15 protein-coding genes are annotated in these 17,849 nt (G+C 65.7%); 6 read left to right on the top strand and 9 right to left on the bottom strand.

Annotation, left to right across the window (positions count from 1 at the left end; genetic code table 11):
* Positions 1–12 precede the first annotated feature (12 nt).
* From JQ617_RS37615 to JQ617_RS37600, 4 genes are read left to right on the top strand one after another with little or no spacing between them, the layout of a single operon-like run.
* Positions 13–960: an ABC transporter permease gene (locus JQ617_RS37615; RefSeq protein ID WP_212030751.1), complete on the top strand. Its 948-nt coding sequence runs from the start codon at positions 13–15 to the stop codon at positions 958–960.
* Between the two features lie 9 nt (positions 961–969).
* Positions 970–1,863 (top strand): ABC transporter permease, encoded by an 894-nt coding sequence (locus JQ617_RS37610; RefSeq protein WP_212030750.1) that lies wholly within the window; start codon positions 970–972, stop codon positions 1,861–1,863.
* Positions 1,863–2,870 carry an ABC transporter ATP-binding protein gene (locus tag JQ617_RS37605; protein WP_212030749.1) on the top strand — a complete coding sequence of 336 codons (1,008 nt, stop codon included), beginning with the start codon at positions 1,863–1,865 and terminating at the stop codon, positions 2,868–2,870. Before JQ617_RS37610 ends, JQ617_RS37605 begins: the two co-directional genes overlap by 1 nt.
* Positions 2,867–3,853, top strand: coding sequence for an ABC transporter ATP-binding protein (locus JQ617_RS37600; protein WP_212030748.1), 987 nt, complete (start codon positions 2,867–2,869; stop codon positions 3,851–3,853). Before JQ617_RS37605 ends, JQ617_RS37600 begins: the two co-directional genes overlap by 4 nt.
* 50 nt (positions 3,854–3,903) lie before the next feature.
* Here the strand turns inward: JQ617_RS37600 and JQ617_RS37595 are convergent, their stop codons facing one another.
* The 8 genes from JQ617_RS37595 to JQ617_RS37560 all read right to left on the bottom strand — a co-directional run bounded on the left by JQ617_RS37595 (position 3,904) and on the right by JQ617_RS37560 (position 13,728).
* Positions 3,904–4,704 (bottom strand): hypothetical protein, encoded by an 801-nt coding sequence (locus JQ617_RS37595; RefSeq protein WP_212030747.1) that lies wholly within the window; start codon positions 4,702–4,704, stop codon positions 3,904–3,906.
* 226 nt (positions 4,705–4,930) lie between these two features.
* A complete protein-coding gene (locus JQ617_RS37590; RefSeq protein WP_212030746.1) occupies positions 4,931–6,907 on the bottom strand; it encodes an acetyl-CoA carboxylase biotin carboxylase subunit in 1,977 nt (658 codons plus the stop codon).
* Positions 6,904–8,520, bottom strand: a complete 1,617-nt coding sequence (locus tag JQ617_RS37585; RefSeq protein WP_212030745.1) for an acyl-CoA carboxylase subunit beta — start codon at positions 8,518–8,520, stop codon at positions 6,904–6,906. The genes JQ617_RS37590 and JQ617_RS37585 overlap by 4 nt, the downstream gene beginning before the upstream one ends.
* A 99-nt stretch (positions 8,521–8,619) precedes the next feature.
* Positions 8,620–9,486, bottom strand: a complete 867-nt coding sequence (locus JQ617_RS37580; RefSeq protein WP_212030744.1) for a beta-keto acid cleavage family enzyme — start codon at positions 9,484–9,486, stop codon at positions 8,620–8,622.
* Between the two features lie 167 nt (positions 9,487–9,653).
* Positions 9,654–10,454 (bottom strand): helix-turn-helix domain-containing protein, encoded by an 801-nt coding sequence (locus JQ617_RS37575; RefSeq protein ID WP_212030743.1) that lies wholly within the window; start codon positions 10,452–10,454, stop codon positions 9,654–9,656.
* Positions 10,455–10,656: 202 nt separating this feature from the next.
* Positions 10,657–11,313, bottom strand: coding sequence for a glutathione S-transferase family protein (locus tag JQ617_RS37570; RefSeq protein ID WP_212030742.1), 657 nt, complete (start codon positions 11,311–11,313; stop codon positions 10,657–10,659).
* Positions 11,310–12,479, bottom strand: a complete 1,170-nt coding sequence (locus JQ617_RS37565) for an acyl-CoA dehydrogenase family protein (RefSeq protein WP_212030741.1) — start codon at positions 12,477–12,479, stop codon at positions 11,310–11,312. The genes JQ617_RS37570 and JQ617_RS37565 overlap by 4 nt, the downstream gene beginning before the upstream one ends.
* A 112-nt stretch (positions 12,480–12,591) precedes the next feature.
* A complete protein-coding gene (locus JQ617_RS37560; RefSeq protein WP_212030740.1) occupies positions 12,592–13,728 on the bottom strand; it encodes an acyl-CoA dehydrogenase family protein in 1,137 nt (378 codons plus the stop codon).
* Between the two features lie 264 nt (positions 13,729–13,992).
* Between JQ617_RS37560 and JQ617_RS37555 the strand changes: the two genes are divergently transcribed.
* Positions 13,993–15,543 (top strand): acyl-CoA synthetase, encoded by a 1,551-nt coding sequence (locus tag JQ617_RS37555; protein ID WP_212030739.1) that lies wholly within the window; start codon positions 13,993–13,995, stop codon positions 15,541–15,543.
* 74 nt (positions 15,544–15,617) lie between these two features.
* A complete protein-coding gene (locus JQ617_RS37550; protein ID WP_063686200.1) occupies positions 15,618–16,841 on the top strand; it encodes an ABC transporter substrate-binding protein in 1,224 nt (407 codons plus the stop codon).
* 78 nt (positions 16,842–16,919) lie between these two features.
* Here JQ617_RS37550 and JQ617_RS37545 read toward each other — a convergent pair whose 3' ends face one another.
* On the bottom strand, positions 16,920–17,684 hold the full coding sequence (locus JQ617_RS37545; RefSeq protein WP_212030738.1) for a helix-turn-helix transcriptional regulator: 765 nt from the start codon (positions 17,682–17,684) through the stop codon (positions 16,920–16,922).
* Between the last annotated feature and the right edge of the window lie 165 nt (positions 17,685–17,849).

The following is a 17,849-nucleotide window of genomic DNA, read 5'->3' as shown; positions in this document are numbered from 1 at the left end:
AGGAGGCGAAGGATGTTTGCCTATCTGGTACGACGCCTGTTCCTGATGCTCGTGACCCTGTTCGGGATCTCGATCGTCATCTTCTTCCTGCTGCGCATCGTGCCCGGCAACATCGTCGACATCCTGTTCGCCGCCGCTGGCTATGTCGATCCCGCCGACAAGGCCAATCTGGAGAAGGAGCTCGGCATCGACCAGCCGCTGATCCTGCAATATTGGCACTGGATCAGCGGATTCCTGCGCGGCGATTTCGGCTACTCCTACGTCTCGGAAAAGCCGGCGCTGCAGGAGATCCTGCCGCGGATCCCGATCACGGCGCGGCTCGCAGGCCTCGCGCTGCTGTTCTCGGCATCCATCGGCATTCCGCTCGGCGTCATCAGTGCGGTCAAGCAGGGTACCAAGCTCGACTATGCGCTGCGCGTCGTCAGCCTCAGCGGATTGTCGCTGCCCTCGTTCTGGCTTGGTCTCCTCATCCTCACCGCGGCGGTGGCGATGTTCGGCCAGATCCCGATCTTCAATGCGAACCCGCAGACCTGGCTGGAGGCGTTCACGACCTACGCCGTCCCGGCTGCCGCCGTCGGCTTCCGCAGCGCCGCGCTGACCATGCGCATCACGCGCTCATCGATGCTGGAAGTGCTGCGGCAGGATTATATCCGCACCGCGCGCGCCAAGGGCGCCTCCGACGCCGCGGTGAACTATCACCACGCGCTGAAGAACGCGATCCTGCCTGTCATCACCGTGATCGGCATCGAGGCGGCGTTCCTGATCGGCGGCCTGATCGTCACCGAGACCGTGTTCAACATTCCCGGCGTCGCGCGTTTCCTGGTCGAGGCGATCCGCTGGCGCGACTATCCGATCGTGCAGAACCTCGTGATGTTCATTGCCGTCGTGGTGGTGTTCGCGAACTTCACCGTCGACATGCTCTACGCGGTGTTCGATCCGCGCATCAGATACACCGATTAGGAGAGCTGTTTGGCCGCGATCGACTTCGATGTTGAACTGAGACGCGCCGGGGCGCATGCGACGGGCGGGTGGCGGCGCGTGCTGTTCATGGCACAGCGGCACGTGCTGGGCGCGGCCGGGCTCATCATCATGACGGTGTTCGTGCTCACCGCGATCTTTGCCGATTTCATCGCGCGCTACGACCCGCTCACGGTCGATTCCGCCCGCGCGCTGGCCCGTCCGAGCTGGGCGCACTGGATGGGGACGGACTCGTTCGGCCGCGACGTGTTCAGCCGCATCATCCACGGCGCGCGCATCTCGCTCGCGGTCGGGATCGGATCGACCGCGCTCGGCGGCAGCATCGGCGTCATCGTCGGGCTGACGTCAGGCTATCTCTCCGGCTGGGTCGACCTCGTGTTCCAGCGCGTCTCCGACGTGCTGCAGGCACTGCCGCTGCTGGTGCTGGCCCTGATCATGACGGCCGCGCTCGGACCGTCGCTGCCGAACGTCATCATCGCCATCGCCATTCCGCTGATCCCGACCGTGTCGCGCGTCATTCGTGCCAACACGCTGGCGCTGCGCGAGCAGCCCTTCGTCGAGGCCGCCAAGTCGATCGGCATGAGCGAGGTCCGCATCGCGCTCCGCCACGTGCTGCCGAACACGCTGGCGCCGCTGATCGTCCTCGCCACCGCGCAGCTCGGCTCGACCATCCTGACCGAGGCCTCGCTCTCCTTCCTCGGCCTCGGCATTCCCGAGCCTTACCCGTCATGGGGCCGCATGCTCTCCGAATCCGCCGCCGAATATGTCCGGACCGCGCCGTGGCTGGTGATCTTCCCGGGCATCGCGATCAGCCTCGCCGTATTCGGCGCAAACCTGTTCGGCGACGCCCTGCGCGACATCCTCGATCCCCGGCAGCGCGGCTGATGGCGAACAAATCCGATCTCGTGCTCGATGTGAAGAACCTGAAGACGGTGTTCTTCACCAATTCCGGCCTGTTCAAGGCCGTGGACGACCTGTCCTTCACCGTGAAGCGCGGCGAGACGCTGGCGATCGTCGGCGAATCCGGCTGCGGCAAGAGCGTCACCGCGCTGTCGCTGATGCGGCTCGTGCCGGATCCGCCCGGCCGCATCGTCGGCGGCTCCGTCACGCTCGAAGGCACCGACCTGCTGGCGCTGGACGAAGCGCAGATGCGCGCGGTCAGGGGCAACCGCATCTCCATGATCTTCCAGGAGCCGATGACCTCGCTCAATCCGGTGATCCGGATCGGCGACCAGATCGTCGAAGCGGTGCGGCTGCATCGCAACCTGTCGCGGAAGGAGGCCGGTGAGATTGCGGTCGAGATGCTGCGCCTGGTGCGAATCCCCGAGCCGGCACGGCGCGCGCGCGAATATCCGCACCAGCTCTCCGGCGGCATGCGCCAGCGCGCGATGATCGCGATGGCGCTGGCCTGCAGGCCGGCGCTGCTGATCGCGGACGAGCCGACCACCGCGCTGGACGTCACCATCCAGGCCCAGATCCTGGCGCTGATCCTCGATCTGCAGAAGGAGCTCGGCACCGGCCTCGTGCTGATCACGCACGATCTCGGCGTCGTCGCGCAGACCGCGCAGCGCGTGATCGTGATGTATGCGGGACGGAAGGTCGAGGAAGCCGGCGTCGAGGCACTGTTCGCCGCGCCAAAGCATCCCTATACGCGCGGATTGATGGCCTCGATCCCGGCGGTGCCGGCCTCCGGCGTTCCCGCGCAGGCGCGGCTGAACGAAATTCCCGGCACCGTGCCCTCGCTGGTGCGGCTGCCGCAGGGCTGCGCCTTCGCGCCGCGCTGCAAGCTGGCGGTGAAACGCTGCGAGGCCGAATACCCGCCGCTGGCGGATTGGGGCGGCGGCCATCTCGCAGCGTGCTGGCGCGCGGAAGAAGTCGCGGAGGTGGCATGACCGAGGCGCTGCTCGAAGTCACCGACCTCACGAAACACTATCCGGTGCGCGCCGGCGTGCTGCGCCGGCAGGTCGGCACCGTGCATGCGGTGGATGGCGTCTCGTTCTCGCTCGGCATCGGCGAGACGCTCGGCCTCGTCGGCGAATCCGGTTGCGGCAAGTCGACGGTGGCGCGCAGCGTGCTGCGGCTGGTCGAGCCGACCTCGGGCCAGATCCGGCTCGAGGGCGAGGACATCACGCATCTGTCCAAGACCGCGCTGCGCCCGCACCGCCGCTCGATGCAGATCGTATTCCAGGATCCCTTTGCCTCGCTCAATCCGCGCATGACTGCGGGCGACATCGTCGGCGAGCCGCTGGCCGTGCATGGGCTCGCGAGCGGCAAGGAGCTGGAGGCGCGGGTCGCGAGACTGTTCGAACAAGTGGGCCTGCGGCCGGACCAGATGCAGAATTTCCCGCACCAGTTTTCGGGCGGCCAACGCCAGCGCATCTGCATCGCCCGCGCGCTCGCATTGGAGCCGCGCCTGATCGTCTGCGACGAGCCGGTGTCCGCGCTCGACGTCTCGATCCAGGCGCAGGTGATCAACCTGCTGATCGACCTGCAGCGCCAGCACGGCTTCTCCTATCTCTTCATCGCGCACGACCTCGCCGTGGTCGCGCATATCAGCCACCGCGTGGCCGTGATGTATCTCGGCCGCATCGTCGAGATCGCCGACAAGGACGAGCTGTTCCGCAATCCCAGGCATCCCTATACGCAGGCGCTGCTCGCCTCGGTGCCGGTCGCCAATCCGCTCGCAAAGAAGCTGGTGCCGCTGGTCGACGGCGATGTGCCGAGCCCGGTCAATCCGCCGTCCGGCTGCGCGTTTCACACCCGCTGCCGGTTCGCGATGGAGCGCTGCAGGACGGAGCGCCCCGCGCTGCTGGATGCCGGCGACGGGCACCAGGTGGCGTGCCTACTGAATGAGGGGACGGGCCGACCAACATAGGTGCCGTAGGGCGGGTTACGCCAGCGGACCTCGCTCCGCGCAGCCGCGGGCTAACCCACCCTACGATCACGGAGCGTGCTAATCACCGGCCACGCAGCCAGCGCCGCGGCGAGATGCTTGAGCGTGTGGCCCGAGACAAGATGCCCCGTCGCTTCGAACACGGCCGCATCGCCGAGCTCGAAGAGCTTGGCCAGCACATAGAAAAAGATCACGCCGCCGAGCGGCACGCCAAGCGCACCGAGGCGAGGCCGTGTCAACGCCAATCCCGCCGCGAGCGCCATGCCGCCGAACTGCACGACGGCCCACGGCGTGATGTTGTCGCGCGCCACCCAGGCCGCGAGCGGACCCGCAACCATCATCAGCAGCACCAGCACGCGGCCGGCGCGCATGCTGACGCGCTCGCTGGCTGCGATACCGAGAAAGCCCGCGAATGCCACCGCCATGCCGAGGCGATCTGCCACGAGGCGCTGCGGCACGTCGGGAGCGAGATGATAGAAAGTCGAGCCCACGCAAGTGAGGATCAGCCCCACGAAGAGCCAGCCTGTGCCCGCGGGCGCATCGGGACGGGCGCGCAGCAGCATCAGGCCCCAGACACCCAGCGCGAGGAAGGCGAGGTTGCTCAGCACATCGCCGGCATTGGGCAGGCCGAACCAGCTGCGGCTGTCGACGTAATGCGGGATCGGCCAGGCGGAGGCAGGCAGGGCCGGCGCGAAGAGTGCCGCCAGCACCAGCACGAGGACAGCGGCGCTCAGGTATTTTTCGCGGACGTGTGCTCCGGCGAGGGGAAGCCGGGACGACAGGAAACGGGGCGTAGCATTGGTCTCTGGGGCGGAATCAGTTGCGCGCTGCATGCGAGCCTCCCGATTAAATGAACAATGTTCAATATAGTCCATGATTGAACATTGTTCAATGGCCACCCCTGCGCGCCATGATGCGCCGAAACTTCGTTGAAATCATTGAAATTCTCGCCGACCGGCAGGTGCCGTCGGGAGCAAAGCGAAGCGTGTCCACCACCCCGGTACGCTTGACCTTCGTGGGCAGGGCGCTTCGCGCCTTTGCCCGCCCTGCGGTACCGCCTTAGCCGGCTCCGATCTCCGCGACGATCCTGCCCGTCGTGACCTGCTCGCCCTCGGCGACGTCGATCGCGGCGACGATGCCATCGATGCCGGCCTTGTGGACGTGCTCCATCTTCATCGCTTCCAGCGTCATCACCGGCTGGCCGATGGTGACGCGATCGCCCGGCTTGACCAGGACGGCGACGACGCGGCCGTTCATGGCGGCGCGGACCTTGCCGTCGCCGCCGTTGCTCGCAGCGGCCTTTGGTGCTGCGAGGGTGAGATCGGTGACCGCGAGCGGGATGCCGCGGTGCTGCACGTACAGCCGATCGCCATCGCGCAGGAATCTTGCGCTGTCCATCACGCCCTCATGCCGGAAGCGAATCGCATCGGGATCGAGCTGGTCGATCTCGAACCTGTCCTGACGACCGTCGGCGGCGACCGTGTAGCTTCCATCACGCTCGCGCGTGACTTCGAGTTCGTGCGTGTGGCCGGCGATCTCGATCTTCGCAGGCAACGGAAAGGTGGCGGCGAGACTGCGGCCGCCTTGCCAGGACGGCGCGCGGGGGTTGGTGACGTAAAGCAGCAGGCCTGCCAGCGCCGTATCGAATGCGGCGTCCGCGCGCGGCGCCAGCAGTTCGTCGCGATGCGCGCCGATGAAGGCGGTCGTCGCCTCGCCCCCGGCAAAGCCGGGATGGCGCAGGCAGGACATCAGGAAGGCCTGGTTGGTCGTCACGCCAAACGCGGTGAGCTGCTCGAGCCCGACAATCAATCGTCCCCTCGCCTCCTCGCGCGTGGCGCCGTGGCTGATCACCTTGGCGATCATGGAATCGTAGTACGGCGGGATCTCCGAGCCCGGTTGCAGCGCGTGCTCGACGCGGATGTCGTCAGGCACCTGCCAGCGCGCCATGCGGCCGGACTGCGGCATGAAGTCCTGCGCGGCATCTTCGGAGCAGAGCCGCACCTCGATGGCGTGACCGGAGAACTTGATATCCTGCTGCTTCACCGGCAATGGCTCGCCGCGTGCGACGCGCAGCTGCAGCTCGACGAGATCAAGCCCGGTGATCGCCTCGGTGACGGGATGCTCGACCTGGAGACGCGTGTTCATCTCCATGAAGTAGAACTCGCCGCTCGCGTCGAGCAAGAATTCCAGCGTGCCGGCGCCCTCATAGCGCAGCGCCTTCACTGCGGATACCGCGACCTCGCCCATCTTGGCGCGCAGCTCCAGCGTGACCGCGGGCGACGGTGCCTCCTCGATCAGCTTCTGGTGCCGCCGCTGCACCGAGCAGTCGCGCTCGCCGAGATGGACGGCGTTGCCGTGGCTGTCGCCGAACACCTGGATCTCGATATGGCGCGGATTCTGGATAGCCCGCTCGAGGATGACGGTGGGATCGCCGAACGCCGCCTTGGCCTCCGACCGCGCGCTGCGCAGCGCATCCGGGAACGAGGCGGCGTCGGCAACCAGCCGCATGCCGCGGCCACCGCCGCCGGCGACCGCCTTGATCATCACGGGGAAGCCGATCTTCCTGGCCTCCGCGAGCATGATTTCGTCGCCCTGATCGGCGCCCTGATAGCCGGGCACGACAGGCACGCCGGCCTTCTTCATGATCTCCTTGGCGCCGGCCTTGTTGCCCATCGCCTCGATCGCCTGCGGCGTCGGGCCGATGAAGACGAGGCCGGCATCCTTGCAGGCTTGCGCGAAATCTTCGTTCTCGGCGAGGAAACCGTAGCCGGGGTGAACGGCATCCGCGCCGCTCGCCTTGGCAGCGGCAATGATCGCGGGGATGTTGAGATAGGATTGCGCGGGCAGCGCCTCGCCGATGCGCACGGCCTGATCGGCCTGTCGCACGTGGAGCGCATCGCGATCGGCGTCCGAATAGACTGCGACGACGCCGAGGCCCAACTGCCGCGCGCTACGCATCACGCGCAATGCGATCTCGCCGCGATTGGCGACCAGGACCTTGAAGAACGGGCGGTGATGCACTGATCCGTTCCTCATGGGCGGGCCACCGAGAATTGCATGCGCTGAGGCGTGCGCGAGTCGCCCTCGCGGCAGATCGCGAGCACTTCGGACAGGACCGCGCGGGTGTCGCGCGGATCGATCACGCCGTCGTCGAGCACGCGGGCGCTGGTCGAGAACACGTCCATCTGGCCGTCGAACACGCCGACGATCTGCGCCTTCATCGCATCGAGCTTCTCTTTCTCGACCGGCTTGCCGCGGCGCGCGGCGGCGGCTTCCGTGACGATCGCCATGGTCTCCGCGGCCTGCTCGCCGCCCATCACCGCGGTCTTGGCGTTGGGCCAGGAGAAGCAGAAGCGCGGATGGAAGCCGCGGCCGCACATGCCGTAATTGCCGGCACCGAAGGAGGCGCCGCAATAGATCGTGATCTGCGGCACCGTCGCGGAAGTCACCGCCTGGATCATCTTGGAGCCGTGCTTGATCATGCCGGCTTCCTCATAGGCCTTGCCGACCATGTAGCCGGTGGTGTTATTGAGGTAGAGGATCGGCGTGCGGGTCTGGCAGCAGGCCTGGATGAAATGCGTCGCCTTGTTGGCGCCGGCTGGATCGAGCGGACCGTTGTTGGTGATGATGCCGATGGCCTGGCCCTCGATGCGGGCATGGCCGCAGACGGTGGCCGGGCCGTAGTTGGGCGCCATCTCGGTGAAGTCGGAATCGTCGATGATGCGCGCGATCACCTGCTTCATGTCGACCGGACGCTTGTGGTCCATCGGCATGATGCCGAGCAGCTCGTCCTGGTCGTAGCGCGGCGGCTTGAATTCAGGAGCCACCTTGTTCGGCCGTTCCCACTCCAGCGCGGCCATGATCTCACGGGCGATGCGCAGCGCGTCGCGGTCATCCTCGGCGAGATAATCGCCAAGACCGGAGACCTGGGTGTGCATCTCGGCGCCGCCGAGTTCTTCCTCGGTCGCGATCTCGCCGGTCGCGGCCTTCAGCAGCGGCGGCCCTGCGAGGAAGGCGCGGGTGCGGCCGCGGACCATGACGATGTAGTCGGAGAGGCCCGTTTGATACGCGCCGCCCGCGGTCGAGGAGCCATGCGTGACGGTGACGACGGGCAGGCCCGCCGCCGAGAGCCGCGCGAGGTTGCGGAAGATGTTGCCGCCGCGGACAAAATCCTCGACGCGGTAGCGCAGCAGATTGGCGCCGGCGCTTTCGACGAGCTGCACATAAGGCAGCTTGTTCTCCAGCGCGAGCTCCTGCACGCGGATGGTCTTGTCGAGGCCGTAGGGCTGCAGTGCGCCGGCATCGATGCCGGCGTCGTTGGCGCTGACCATGCAGCGGATGCCCGAGACGAAGCCGATGCCGGCGATGACGCCGCCGCCTGGGACGCTCTTGTTCGCGTCCGGCACGTCGAACATGTAACCGGCAAGCGTCGACAGCTCGATGAAGGGCGCGCCGGGATCGAGCACCAGCGCGACGCGCTCGCGCGGCAGCAGCTGGCCGCGCTTGTGGAAACGATCCTTCGCGGCCGCGGACGCCGCGCGCGTGCGCTCTTCCAGCGCGCGCATGCGGTCGATGAGGCCGAGCATCCCGTCACGGTTGGCGTGATAGGTCGCGCTGCCGGGGGAAATGGTGTTTTCGAGAATGGACACGTTCAACTGGCTCCGTCGTTCCGGGGCGATGCACAGCATCGAACCCGGAACCTCGAGATTCCGGGTCACTTCGCGTGCCCCGGAATGACAGGATTTGGGTTACCGATTCGTCCCAAAGATCTTCCGCGCCTCGGCGGGTGACGCGACCTCGCGGCCGGCGCGCCGTGCACAGGCGGCGATGGCGTCGATCAGCTGGCCGTTCGACGTCACCTTCGTGCCGTCGGCGAGATAGAAAGTGTCTTCGAGGCCGGTGCGCAAATGGCCGCCGAGCTCGGCGCAGCGCTGATGCAGCGGCCAGATCTCCTCGCGGCCGATCGCGGTGACCTGAAACTTTGCCTCGGGCCGCTTCAGCTTGATCAGGATCGGCAGCAGCTCGGGGTCCGACGGCATGCCGGACGCAACGCCCATGACGAAGTTGTATTCGAGCGGGCCCTTATACATGCCGACCTGGTGGTACATGCCGACGCAGCGCACGATGCCGACGTCGAAGCATTCGAACTCGGGGATGGTGCCGACTGCGTTCATGACGTCGAGATAGTCCTTTACCTTCTCGACCGCGTTGTCGAACATCATCGGCGGCCAGGCCCAGGTGTTGTCGGCCTTCACCTTCAAATAGTTCAGCGAGCCGGCGTTGCAGGCGGCGATCTCGGGCTTCGTTTCCCGGATGCAGTCGAGTGCGCCGGAGTAGTTCGGCCCCGACACGCCGGAGGTGTGGTTGATGATCACGCCCGGGCAAGCCTCGCGAATCGCCTGCTGGATCTCCTTGCTGACCGCAACCTCCCAGGACGGCAGGTGGCCCTTGCCCGGCGCCTGCTGGCGCAGATGGATATGCATGACGGACGCGCCGGCATCGAACGCAGCCTTGGCCTCGCGCGCCATCTGCTCGGGCGTCACGGGCACGTTGTGCTGCTTCGGGTCGGTGAGCACGCCGTTCAGCGCGCAGGTGATGACGGCCTTGTCGCTCATGCCAAAAATATCTCGCACGTTGAGAATTCAACGTGGGCGATCATGTGATGCGGGGCATGCGGCTTCTTGCGCGGAGAAGCTGGAAAAAACGACGAATTCGTAGGGTGGGTTAGCCCGCGGCTACGCGAAGCGTAGTCCGCTGGCTAACCCACCCTACGAGAGCGGTGCTAGCCCGCCTCCGCGAGCCGCACCGTCTCGGTGCTGCGATAGATCGCAAGGTCGCGCGAGCCGACGAAGATCGCGCGCGGCTTCAATCCGTAGAAGCGGCGGATCGAATGGCTGAAATGGGTGGAGTCCGGATAGCCGATGTCCTGCGCGAGATGGGCGAGGTTGAGGTCCTGGTTGGCGAAGTGCAGCAAATGCCGCGCGCGCTTCCAGGCGCGGAAGGAGCGGAACGAGATGCCGGTCTCTTCCTTGAACAGATGCAGGAAGCGCGAGGCGGAGAGCCCCGCTTCGGCGGCGCATGTATCCGCCGTCACCGGCTCGCCGGAGAAGCGCTCGATGCGGGCGACCGCGCGCGTCACGCGCGGGTCGAGCACGCGGCGCGGCAGCGCCTCGCCGAAGCACATCTCGTCGAATTCGGCAGTGGTGATGTCGCCGTAGCGGCGCTGGCGCAGCAACGCGTAAGCGGCGAGGATCTTGCGGGCATAGGCCGCGCGGTCCGGTCCCATCAGCCGCTCGGCCAGGGCTTCGAGCACGCCATCCGGCATGCTCTCGGGCTCGAGCGTCACGCTGATGGCGGTGCGATAGTCGCTGGCAATGGAATGCCGCTGGTTCGGCAGGGTGACGAACAGCTCGCCGGAGGCGAGAGCGTCGTCGATGGTCAGGTGCAGATTGCCCTTGACCGCCACATAGACATGGCAGCAGCCCGGGGTCCGCTTGCGGGGGCGGCCGAGCAGGCCGGCATAGAACACCCGCTCCGGCGTGATCAGCATCAGATGGTCGGATTCGCGACCGTTATATTCCATTGGGCTCCTCCTCGCGCGGCTCTCTGGCCGCTGCGGACGGAGGTCACCTTAGCGGAAATTTGGGCGCTGTCACGACGGGATAGCGCTGTCATGGAGGCGCAAGAGATGACCATTCCGGGACTGTTGGGAGACGCGCCCGGAACTCTCGTTCACCGTCGTTCCGGCCTAGCGCGCAATTGCGCGCGGGGGGCCGGGACGACCACTACGCCCTCACGCGCGGCGCAACATTCTGCTCCTGGCCGGCCTTTTGCTCCGCAGCAACGGCGCGCCTGAAGCCGTCGCGTTGCTGCAGTCGCGCCCAATAGGCTGCGACATTTGGCCCAAAGTCCTTGGCGAGCCCGATATTGTCGGCGAGGCGGAGCGCGTAACCGATGACAATGTCAGCGGCGGTGAAGCGACCCGCGCACAAGGTTTCGGCATTTGCGGTGGCTGCCTCAACGGCGCGCAGCCGCCCTAAGAACCATTTTGCATAGTCGGTGGCGACCTGCGGATTGCGCCGCTCTTCCGGCTCGAGCTGGGTGTATCTGAGCACCAGCGTTTGCGGGAAGGTTAACGTCGCATCGCTGAAATACATCCAGTTCAGGAACGCGCCATAGGCGGGATCCGCGACATCCACCATCAGCGGAGTCGGGGCGTATTTGGTACCGAGATAATGACAGATGCCGGAGGACTCCGTCATCTTCGTCTCGCCATCGACCATGAAGGGGATCGTGCCGAGCGGATTGAGCGCGAGGTACTCCTTGGCGAAGACGCGCGGCGGGAACGGCAGCATCTTCAGCTCATACGGCAGCCCCATCTCCTCCAGCATCCAGAGCGGACGGAACGAGCGCGCGGCGTCGCAATGATAGAGCGTAATCATGATGCATTCCCCTTACCACTGCCCGGCAGCGTACCCATCATCTTGCACAAGACCATCAGCATGACTTCGTCGGCGCCGCCGCCGATCGAGGTCAGGCGGCTGTCGCGATAGGCACGGCTGACCGGCGTCTCGTTGGTAAAGCCCATTCCGCCCCAATATTGCAAGCAGGCGTCGGTGAGCTCGCGGCCGAGCCGGCCGGCCTTCAGCTTGGCCATGGTCGCAAGCCGCGTCACGTCCTCGCCGGCGACCAGCTGCTCGGCGGCGCGGTAGATCAGCGCGCGCAGCAGCTCGACCTCGGTCTGCATCTCCGCGAGCTTGAAGTGCACGACCTGATTGTCGAGGATCGACTTCCCGAACGCCTTGCGATCGCGCGTGTACGCGATGGTCTGGTCGATGATGTATTCGTGCGCCTTGAGGCACGCCGCCGCGCCCCAGAGCCGCTCCTCCTGGAACTGGATCATCTGGTAGGTAAAACCCTTGCCCTCCTCGCCGATCCGGTTGCGCTTGGGCACGCGGACATTGTCGAAGAAGATCTGCGCCGTGTCGGACGAGCGCATACCCATCTTGTCGAGCTTTCGCGCGACAGTGACGCCCTTGCTCTTCATGGGCACGCAGATCAGAGACTTGTTGCGGTGGACGGGCCCGTCGCCGGTGTTGGCGAGCAGGCAGATCCAGTCGGCCTGGGTGCCGTTGGTGATCCACATCTTGCCGCCATTGATGACGTAATCGTCGCCGTCGGAGCGCGCATTGGTCTTGATCGAGGCGACGTCGGAGCCTGCGCCGGGCTCGGAGACGCCGATGCAGGCCACAAAGTCACCGGAGATCGAGGGCGCCAGGAATTCGCGGCGCACCTCGTCCGAGCCGAATCGCGCCAGCGCCGGCGTCGCCATGTCGGTCTGCACGCCGATCGCCATCGGCACGCCGCCGCAAGTAATGGCGCCGAGCTCTTCCGCCATCATCAGCGCATAGGAATAGTCGAGGCCCGAGCCGCCGAATTCGACCGGCTTGTTCAGGCCGAGGAAGCCGAGGCTGCCCATCTTCTTGAACAGCGCATGCGCCGGGAAGATGTCGGCCTTCTCCCATTCATCGACATGAGGGTTGATCTCGTTGGCGATGAATTTCTGCAAGCTACGGCGGATGTCGTCGTGGTCGGCGGTGAATAGCATTTTGTTTCCCGTCATTCCGGGGCGCGCGAAGCGCGAACCCGGAATCTCGATATGTTAGGACTCAGCTCTAGCCCCCGGGTTCGCGCTCCGCGCGCCCCGGGACGACGCATTTTCACAACCCCATCTGCCGGCTGGCCAGATCCTTCATGATCTCCTCGGTGCCGCCGCCGATGGCGTTGACCTTGACTTCGCGGTAGATGCGCTCGGCCTTGATGCCGCGCATGAAGCCGGCGCCGCCGAAGATCTGCACGGCTTCCGAGGCGCAGAACGCCATGGTCTGGGTCGCCTGGTTCTTCATCATGCAGATCTCCGCGACCGGGCTCTCGCCCTGCTCCAGCCGCCAGGCCAGCATCTCCAGCATCGCCTGACTTGCCGCGACCTTCTGCGCCATGTCGACGATCTTGTGGCGGATGACCTGATGCTGGGCGAGCGGCTTGCCGAAGGTCTTGCGCTCCTTGGCATAGGCAATCGCCTCGTCGAGACAGACGCGCGCGAAGCCGGTGCAGCCCGCGGCCATGCCCATGCGCTCGCTGTTGAAATTCCGCATGATGATCTTGAAGCCCTGCCCCTCCTCACCGATGAGGTTCTCGGCCGGCACGCGGCAGTCGTCGAAATGCAGCGTCGCGGTGTCGGAGGCCCACCAGCCCATTTTCTTCAGTTTTGTCCTGGACAGGCCGGGCGTGTCGCCCTCGATCAGGAGCAGACTGACGCCGCCGGCGCCCTCGCCGCCCGTGCGCACGGCAACGGTCAGATAGTCCGCGCGCATCCCTGAGGTGATGAAGGTCTTTTCGCCGCTCACGACGTAGTGATCGCCGTCGCGTCGGGCCTTCGTGCGGAGGTTTGCAACGTCCGAGCCCCCGCCGGGCTCGGTGATCGCGAGCGCGGAAATCTTCTCGCCCGCCAGCACCTGCGGCAGCACGCGCGCCTTCACCTCGGGCCGTGCCGCCCGCGCGATCGGCGGCGAGCCGATAGTGTGACTCATCAGGCTGGCGCTGACGCCGCCGGCACCGGCCCGCGCCAATTCCTGGCTGGCGACGATCTTCATGAACTGGTCGGCGGCGATCCCGCCATATTCCTCGGGGAATCCGAGTCCCAGAAGGCCGATCTCCGCCGCCTTGCGATAAAGCACACGCGGGAATTCGCCGGCTTCGTCCCAGTCGTGGGCGAACGGCGCGATCTCCTTTTCGACGAAGCGGCGCATGACGTCGCGGAAGGCGTCGTGCTCGGCGGTATAGAACGGGCTCTTCATCGCAACTCGCCCTCTGGCGGATTCGTCCGGTCCACCATGGCCGGAACAACAGCCGTCCACTTGCGCAGAGTGGCTGACCGGGGAACCGCTCCACGGCAGCGCGCCGCCTAGCAACTCAACGCAAGACGATTTTCACCCCCCGCAGGCCAACTCCAAATCAAAAAAGACGTCGTTGCACAGACTCCGGCTGGCCCCAGGGCCACGCCGGGCATGGTGCACGGCGACAGGAATGCAGGCGGCACAAGACCGCCGAGGGAGGGATTTTTGGCCGTTCGTTACTACGACTGGATCACCCACCATGGCCGCCGCACACCCGACAAGGTTGCGGTGATCGATCTCGCCAGCGAGCGCCGCTTCAGCTATTCGCAGCTCGACGGCCGCGTCTCGCGCCTCGCCTCGTTCCTGCGTCACACGCTGAAGGTCTCGCGCGGGGACCGCGTCGCGGTGCTGGCGCTGAACACGACCGATACGCTGGAGGTGCAGTTCGCCTGCGGACGTCTGGGCGCCATCTTCGTGCCGCTCAACACCCGCCTCACCGTTCCCGAGCTGCAATTCATCACCGGCGACTGCGCGCCTGTTGTGATGATCCACGACACCGATCTCGCCGAAACGGCGCTTGCCGTCGCAAAGCTCTGCAACATCCCGACAAGCCTGCAGCTCGGGCCAGGCGGGGCCTATGAGGCCGGCATCGCCGCAGCAAAGCCGCTCGACCGCGCCGAAGAGGTCACGCTCGATGACGTCTCGACCATCATGTACACGTCGGGCACGACGGGGCATCCGAAGGGCGCGACCATCACTCATGGCATGACCTTCTGGAATTGCGTCAATCTCGGTGGCCCCGCCTGCATCGGGCCGTCCTCGGTGCTGCTCACCGTGCTGCCGCTGTTTCATACCGGCGGGCTCAATTGCTACACCAATCCGGTGCTGCATGCCGGCGGCACCGTGATGATCATGCGCGCCTTCGATCCCGGCACGGCGCTCGGCCTGATCAACGATCCCGCCCAGGGCATCAACGTGTTCTTCGGCGTGCCCGCGATCTACCAGTTCATGGCGCAGCATCCGGCTTTCGCCACGACCGACCTCGGCAGGCTGATCGTCGGCGGTGTCGGCGGCGCGCCGATGCCGGTGCCGCTATTGAAGGTCTGGGAGGCGCGCGGCGTCGCGCTCCAGCAGGGCTACGGCATGACCGAGACCTCGCCGGCCGTGCTGGTGCTCGACCGCGAGGACGCGGCGCGCAAGGCCGGCTCCGCCGGCAAGCCGGTGCTGCACACCGAAGTGCGCATCGTGCGGCCCGACGGCAGCGATGCCGCTATCGGCGAACTCGGCGAACTCTGGGTCAAGGGTCCCAACATCACGCCGGGCTACTGGAACAGGCCCGAGGCGAACAAGACCTCCTTCACCGACGGCTGGCTGCACACCGGCGATGCCACGCGCATCGACGACGAGGGCTTCTACTACATCGTCGACCGCTGGAAGGACATGTACATCTCCGGCGGCGAGAACGTCTATCCGGCTGAGGTCGAGAACGTCCTGCATCAGTTGCCCGCGATCGCGGAAGCCGCAGTGATCGGCATCTCTGATCCGCAATGGGGCGAGGTCGGCCTTGCCATCGTCGCGGTCAAGCCGGGCGAGCGGTTGACCGAGGCAGATGTGTTTGCGCATTGCGCGGCCAATCTGGCGCGCTTCAAGTGCCCGCGGCAGATCCGCTTCGTCACGGCGCTGCCGCGCAACGCCACCGGCAAGATCCACAAGCCGACCCTGCGCAAGGAATTCTCCGTCGTTTCGGAGGTCGACAAGAAAGTCGCCAACGCCTGATGGAAGCGCCCCTTGCGGGCGCGTTTCTTTTTTTGAAGTGCCTGCCCAACCCACAAGAAACCCAAGGAATTTCCATGAAGAACAAGAAACTCTCCCTGCTCGCCGCGGCGGCGGCCCTGACATTGCTCTCGGCCCAGGGCGCCCAGGCGCAGAAGAAATACGACACCGGTGTCACCGACACCGAGATCAAGATCGGCAATGTCGAGGCCTATTCGGGTCCGGCCTCCGCCTATGGCGTGATCGGCAAGACCGAGGAAGCCTATTTCAAGATGATCAACGACCAGGGCGGCATCAACGGCCGCAAGATCAACTGGATCTCCTACGACGACGGCTATTCGCCGCCGAAGACCGTGGAGCAGGTCCGCAAGCTGATCGAGAGCGACGAGGTCTTCCTGGTGTTCAACGCGCTGGGCACGCCGACCCAGACCGCCGTGCAGAAATATCACAATTCGAAGAAGGTGCCGCAGCTCTTCCTCGCGACCGGCGCCAGCAAGTGGAACGACCCGCAGAACTTTCCGTGGACCATGGGCTTCCAGCCGAGCTACCGCGTCGAGGCGCGGATCTTCGCCAAGTATATCCTGAAGGAGAAGCCGGACGCGAAGGTCGCGATCTTCTATGCCAACGACGATTTCGGCAAGGACTACGTCGCGGGCATCAAGGACGTGTTCGGCGACAAGGCGTCGAAACTGATCGTCGCCGAAGAGAGCTACGAGACGTCGGAGCCGTCGATCGACGCCCATATCGTCAAGCTCAAGGGCACAGGAGCCGATGTCTTCGTCAACATCGCGACCCCGAAATTCGCGGCGCAGGCCATCAAGAAGATCGCCGAGCTGGAATGGAAGCCGATGCACCTGATGACTGATGTCTCGGTGTCGATCGGCGCCGTGATGAAGCCCGCCGGCCTCGAAGCCTCCGAAGGCGTGCTGTCTGCCGGCTATTTGAAGGACGCGTCGGACCCGCAGTGGAAGGACGACGAGGGCATGAAGAAGTTCATGGCCTTCATCGACAAGTACATGCCCGGCGCAAACATCTCGGACGCGAATCTCGTCTACGGCTATGCCGCAGCCCAGACGATGGTTCAGGTGCTGAAGCAGTCGGGCGACAATCTCACGCGTGAGAACGTGATGAAGCAGGCCGCCAGCCTGAAGAACTTCGTGCCGGACACGCTGATCCCGGGGATCACGATCAACACCTCGGCCACCGACTTCGCGCCGATCGAGCAGCTCAAGATGTGGCGCTTCAAGAAGGGCCAGTGGGAGCTGTTCGGCGACATCATCAGCGCCGAGCCGAGCGGCTAGCGCGCGGCGGACGGTCCATGCACGGAAGATGGCGGCCGCGAGGCCGCCATCTTTTCATCCATGTCCTTCAAGATGAAGCTATGCCGGCAGAAAGAGTGCGAACGGTTCTTCCACCGTACGGCGCAGATGCTTCCGGTACAGGGCGTAATTGGCGTCGTCGGGCGCGACTCGTCCCAGCGACGGCTTCGGAATGTTCTTCAGCGGCACATAGGCGATCGGCGCGGCGATCGGCGTCAGCTGCGAGCCGGGCCCGGCGCGAAGCGTCGAGATGATGCCGTACATCTCGCCGGCAACGGTCGGCCGCGACACCGTGATCACGCGATGCTGACCGTGCTTGATGATGACGAGATAGATGAAGCCGGACTGGTGGGGGACGGCGACCTCGCCGGTGTGCTCATAGGCGGTATCCGTCCGCTCGCCCTCGCGGAAGACCAGCGATGAGACCTTCGGCTCCCAGACGATCTCGGTGCGGTAGGCGAAGATCGCGTCCTTGTCGCCGAAGGACGGGCGCAGGGTGATGTAGATGTCCTCGAGCCAGGTCACCGCGCGATGCGCATAGGAGCCGAGACTGTCGGGCGCGACGTCGTTTGCGGCCGTCGGCGCCGCCACAACGGCGGGACTTTTGCGCAAGGACACGCCCAGCGCCTGCTCGAGCCGGACCGTGGTCGCCAGGGTGAACGGCCGGCGGCCGCCGAGCACTTTCTCCAGGGTCGACAGGCTGAGCTTGGCCTGCTCGGCCAGCGCCTGCCGGGAGATCCGGCGCCTGGCCAGCTCCTCGCGAATGGTCTCCGCGATCTCGCGGCTCTGCTCGTCCGAAAGCTGCTTGTCGGCCTGCATCTGCATCGTCAACCCTGCCTGGGAGCACCATTCTAGCAGGACGGACAAAGCAGCACAAAACCGCACATCGCCGCCCCGGCGGCGGGCCCGTCCGGCCGGCGGCGGCGGAACATTGCCGATCATTCTGCTCGCGAAATCCGGCCCTCCCGACGGATGCTGAGGACCAGCAAA

It is taken from the genome of Bradyrhizobium sp. KB893862 SZCCT0404 (assembly GCF_018130885.1).
GTDB lineage: Bacteria > Pseudomonadota > Alphaproteobacteria > Rhizobiales > Xanthobacteraceae > Bradyrhizobium > Bradyrhizobium stylosanthis.
Note: the sequence above shows the minus strand (reverse complement) of the source record. Positions and strands in the feature narration are given on the sequence as shown.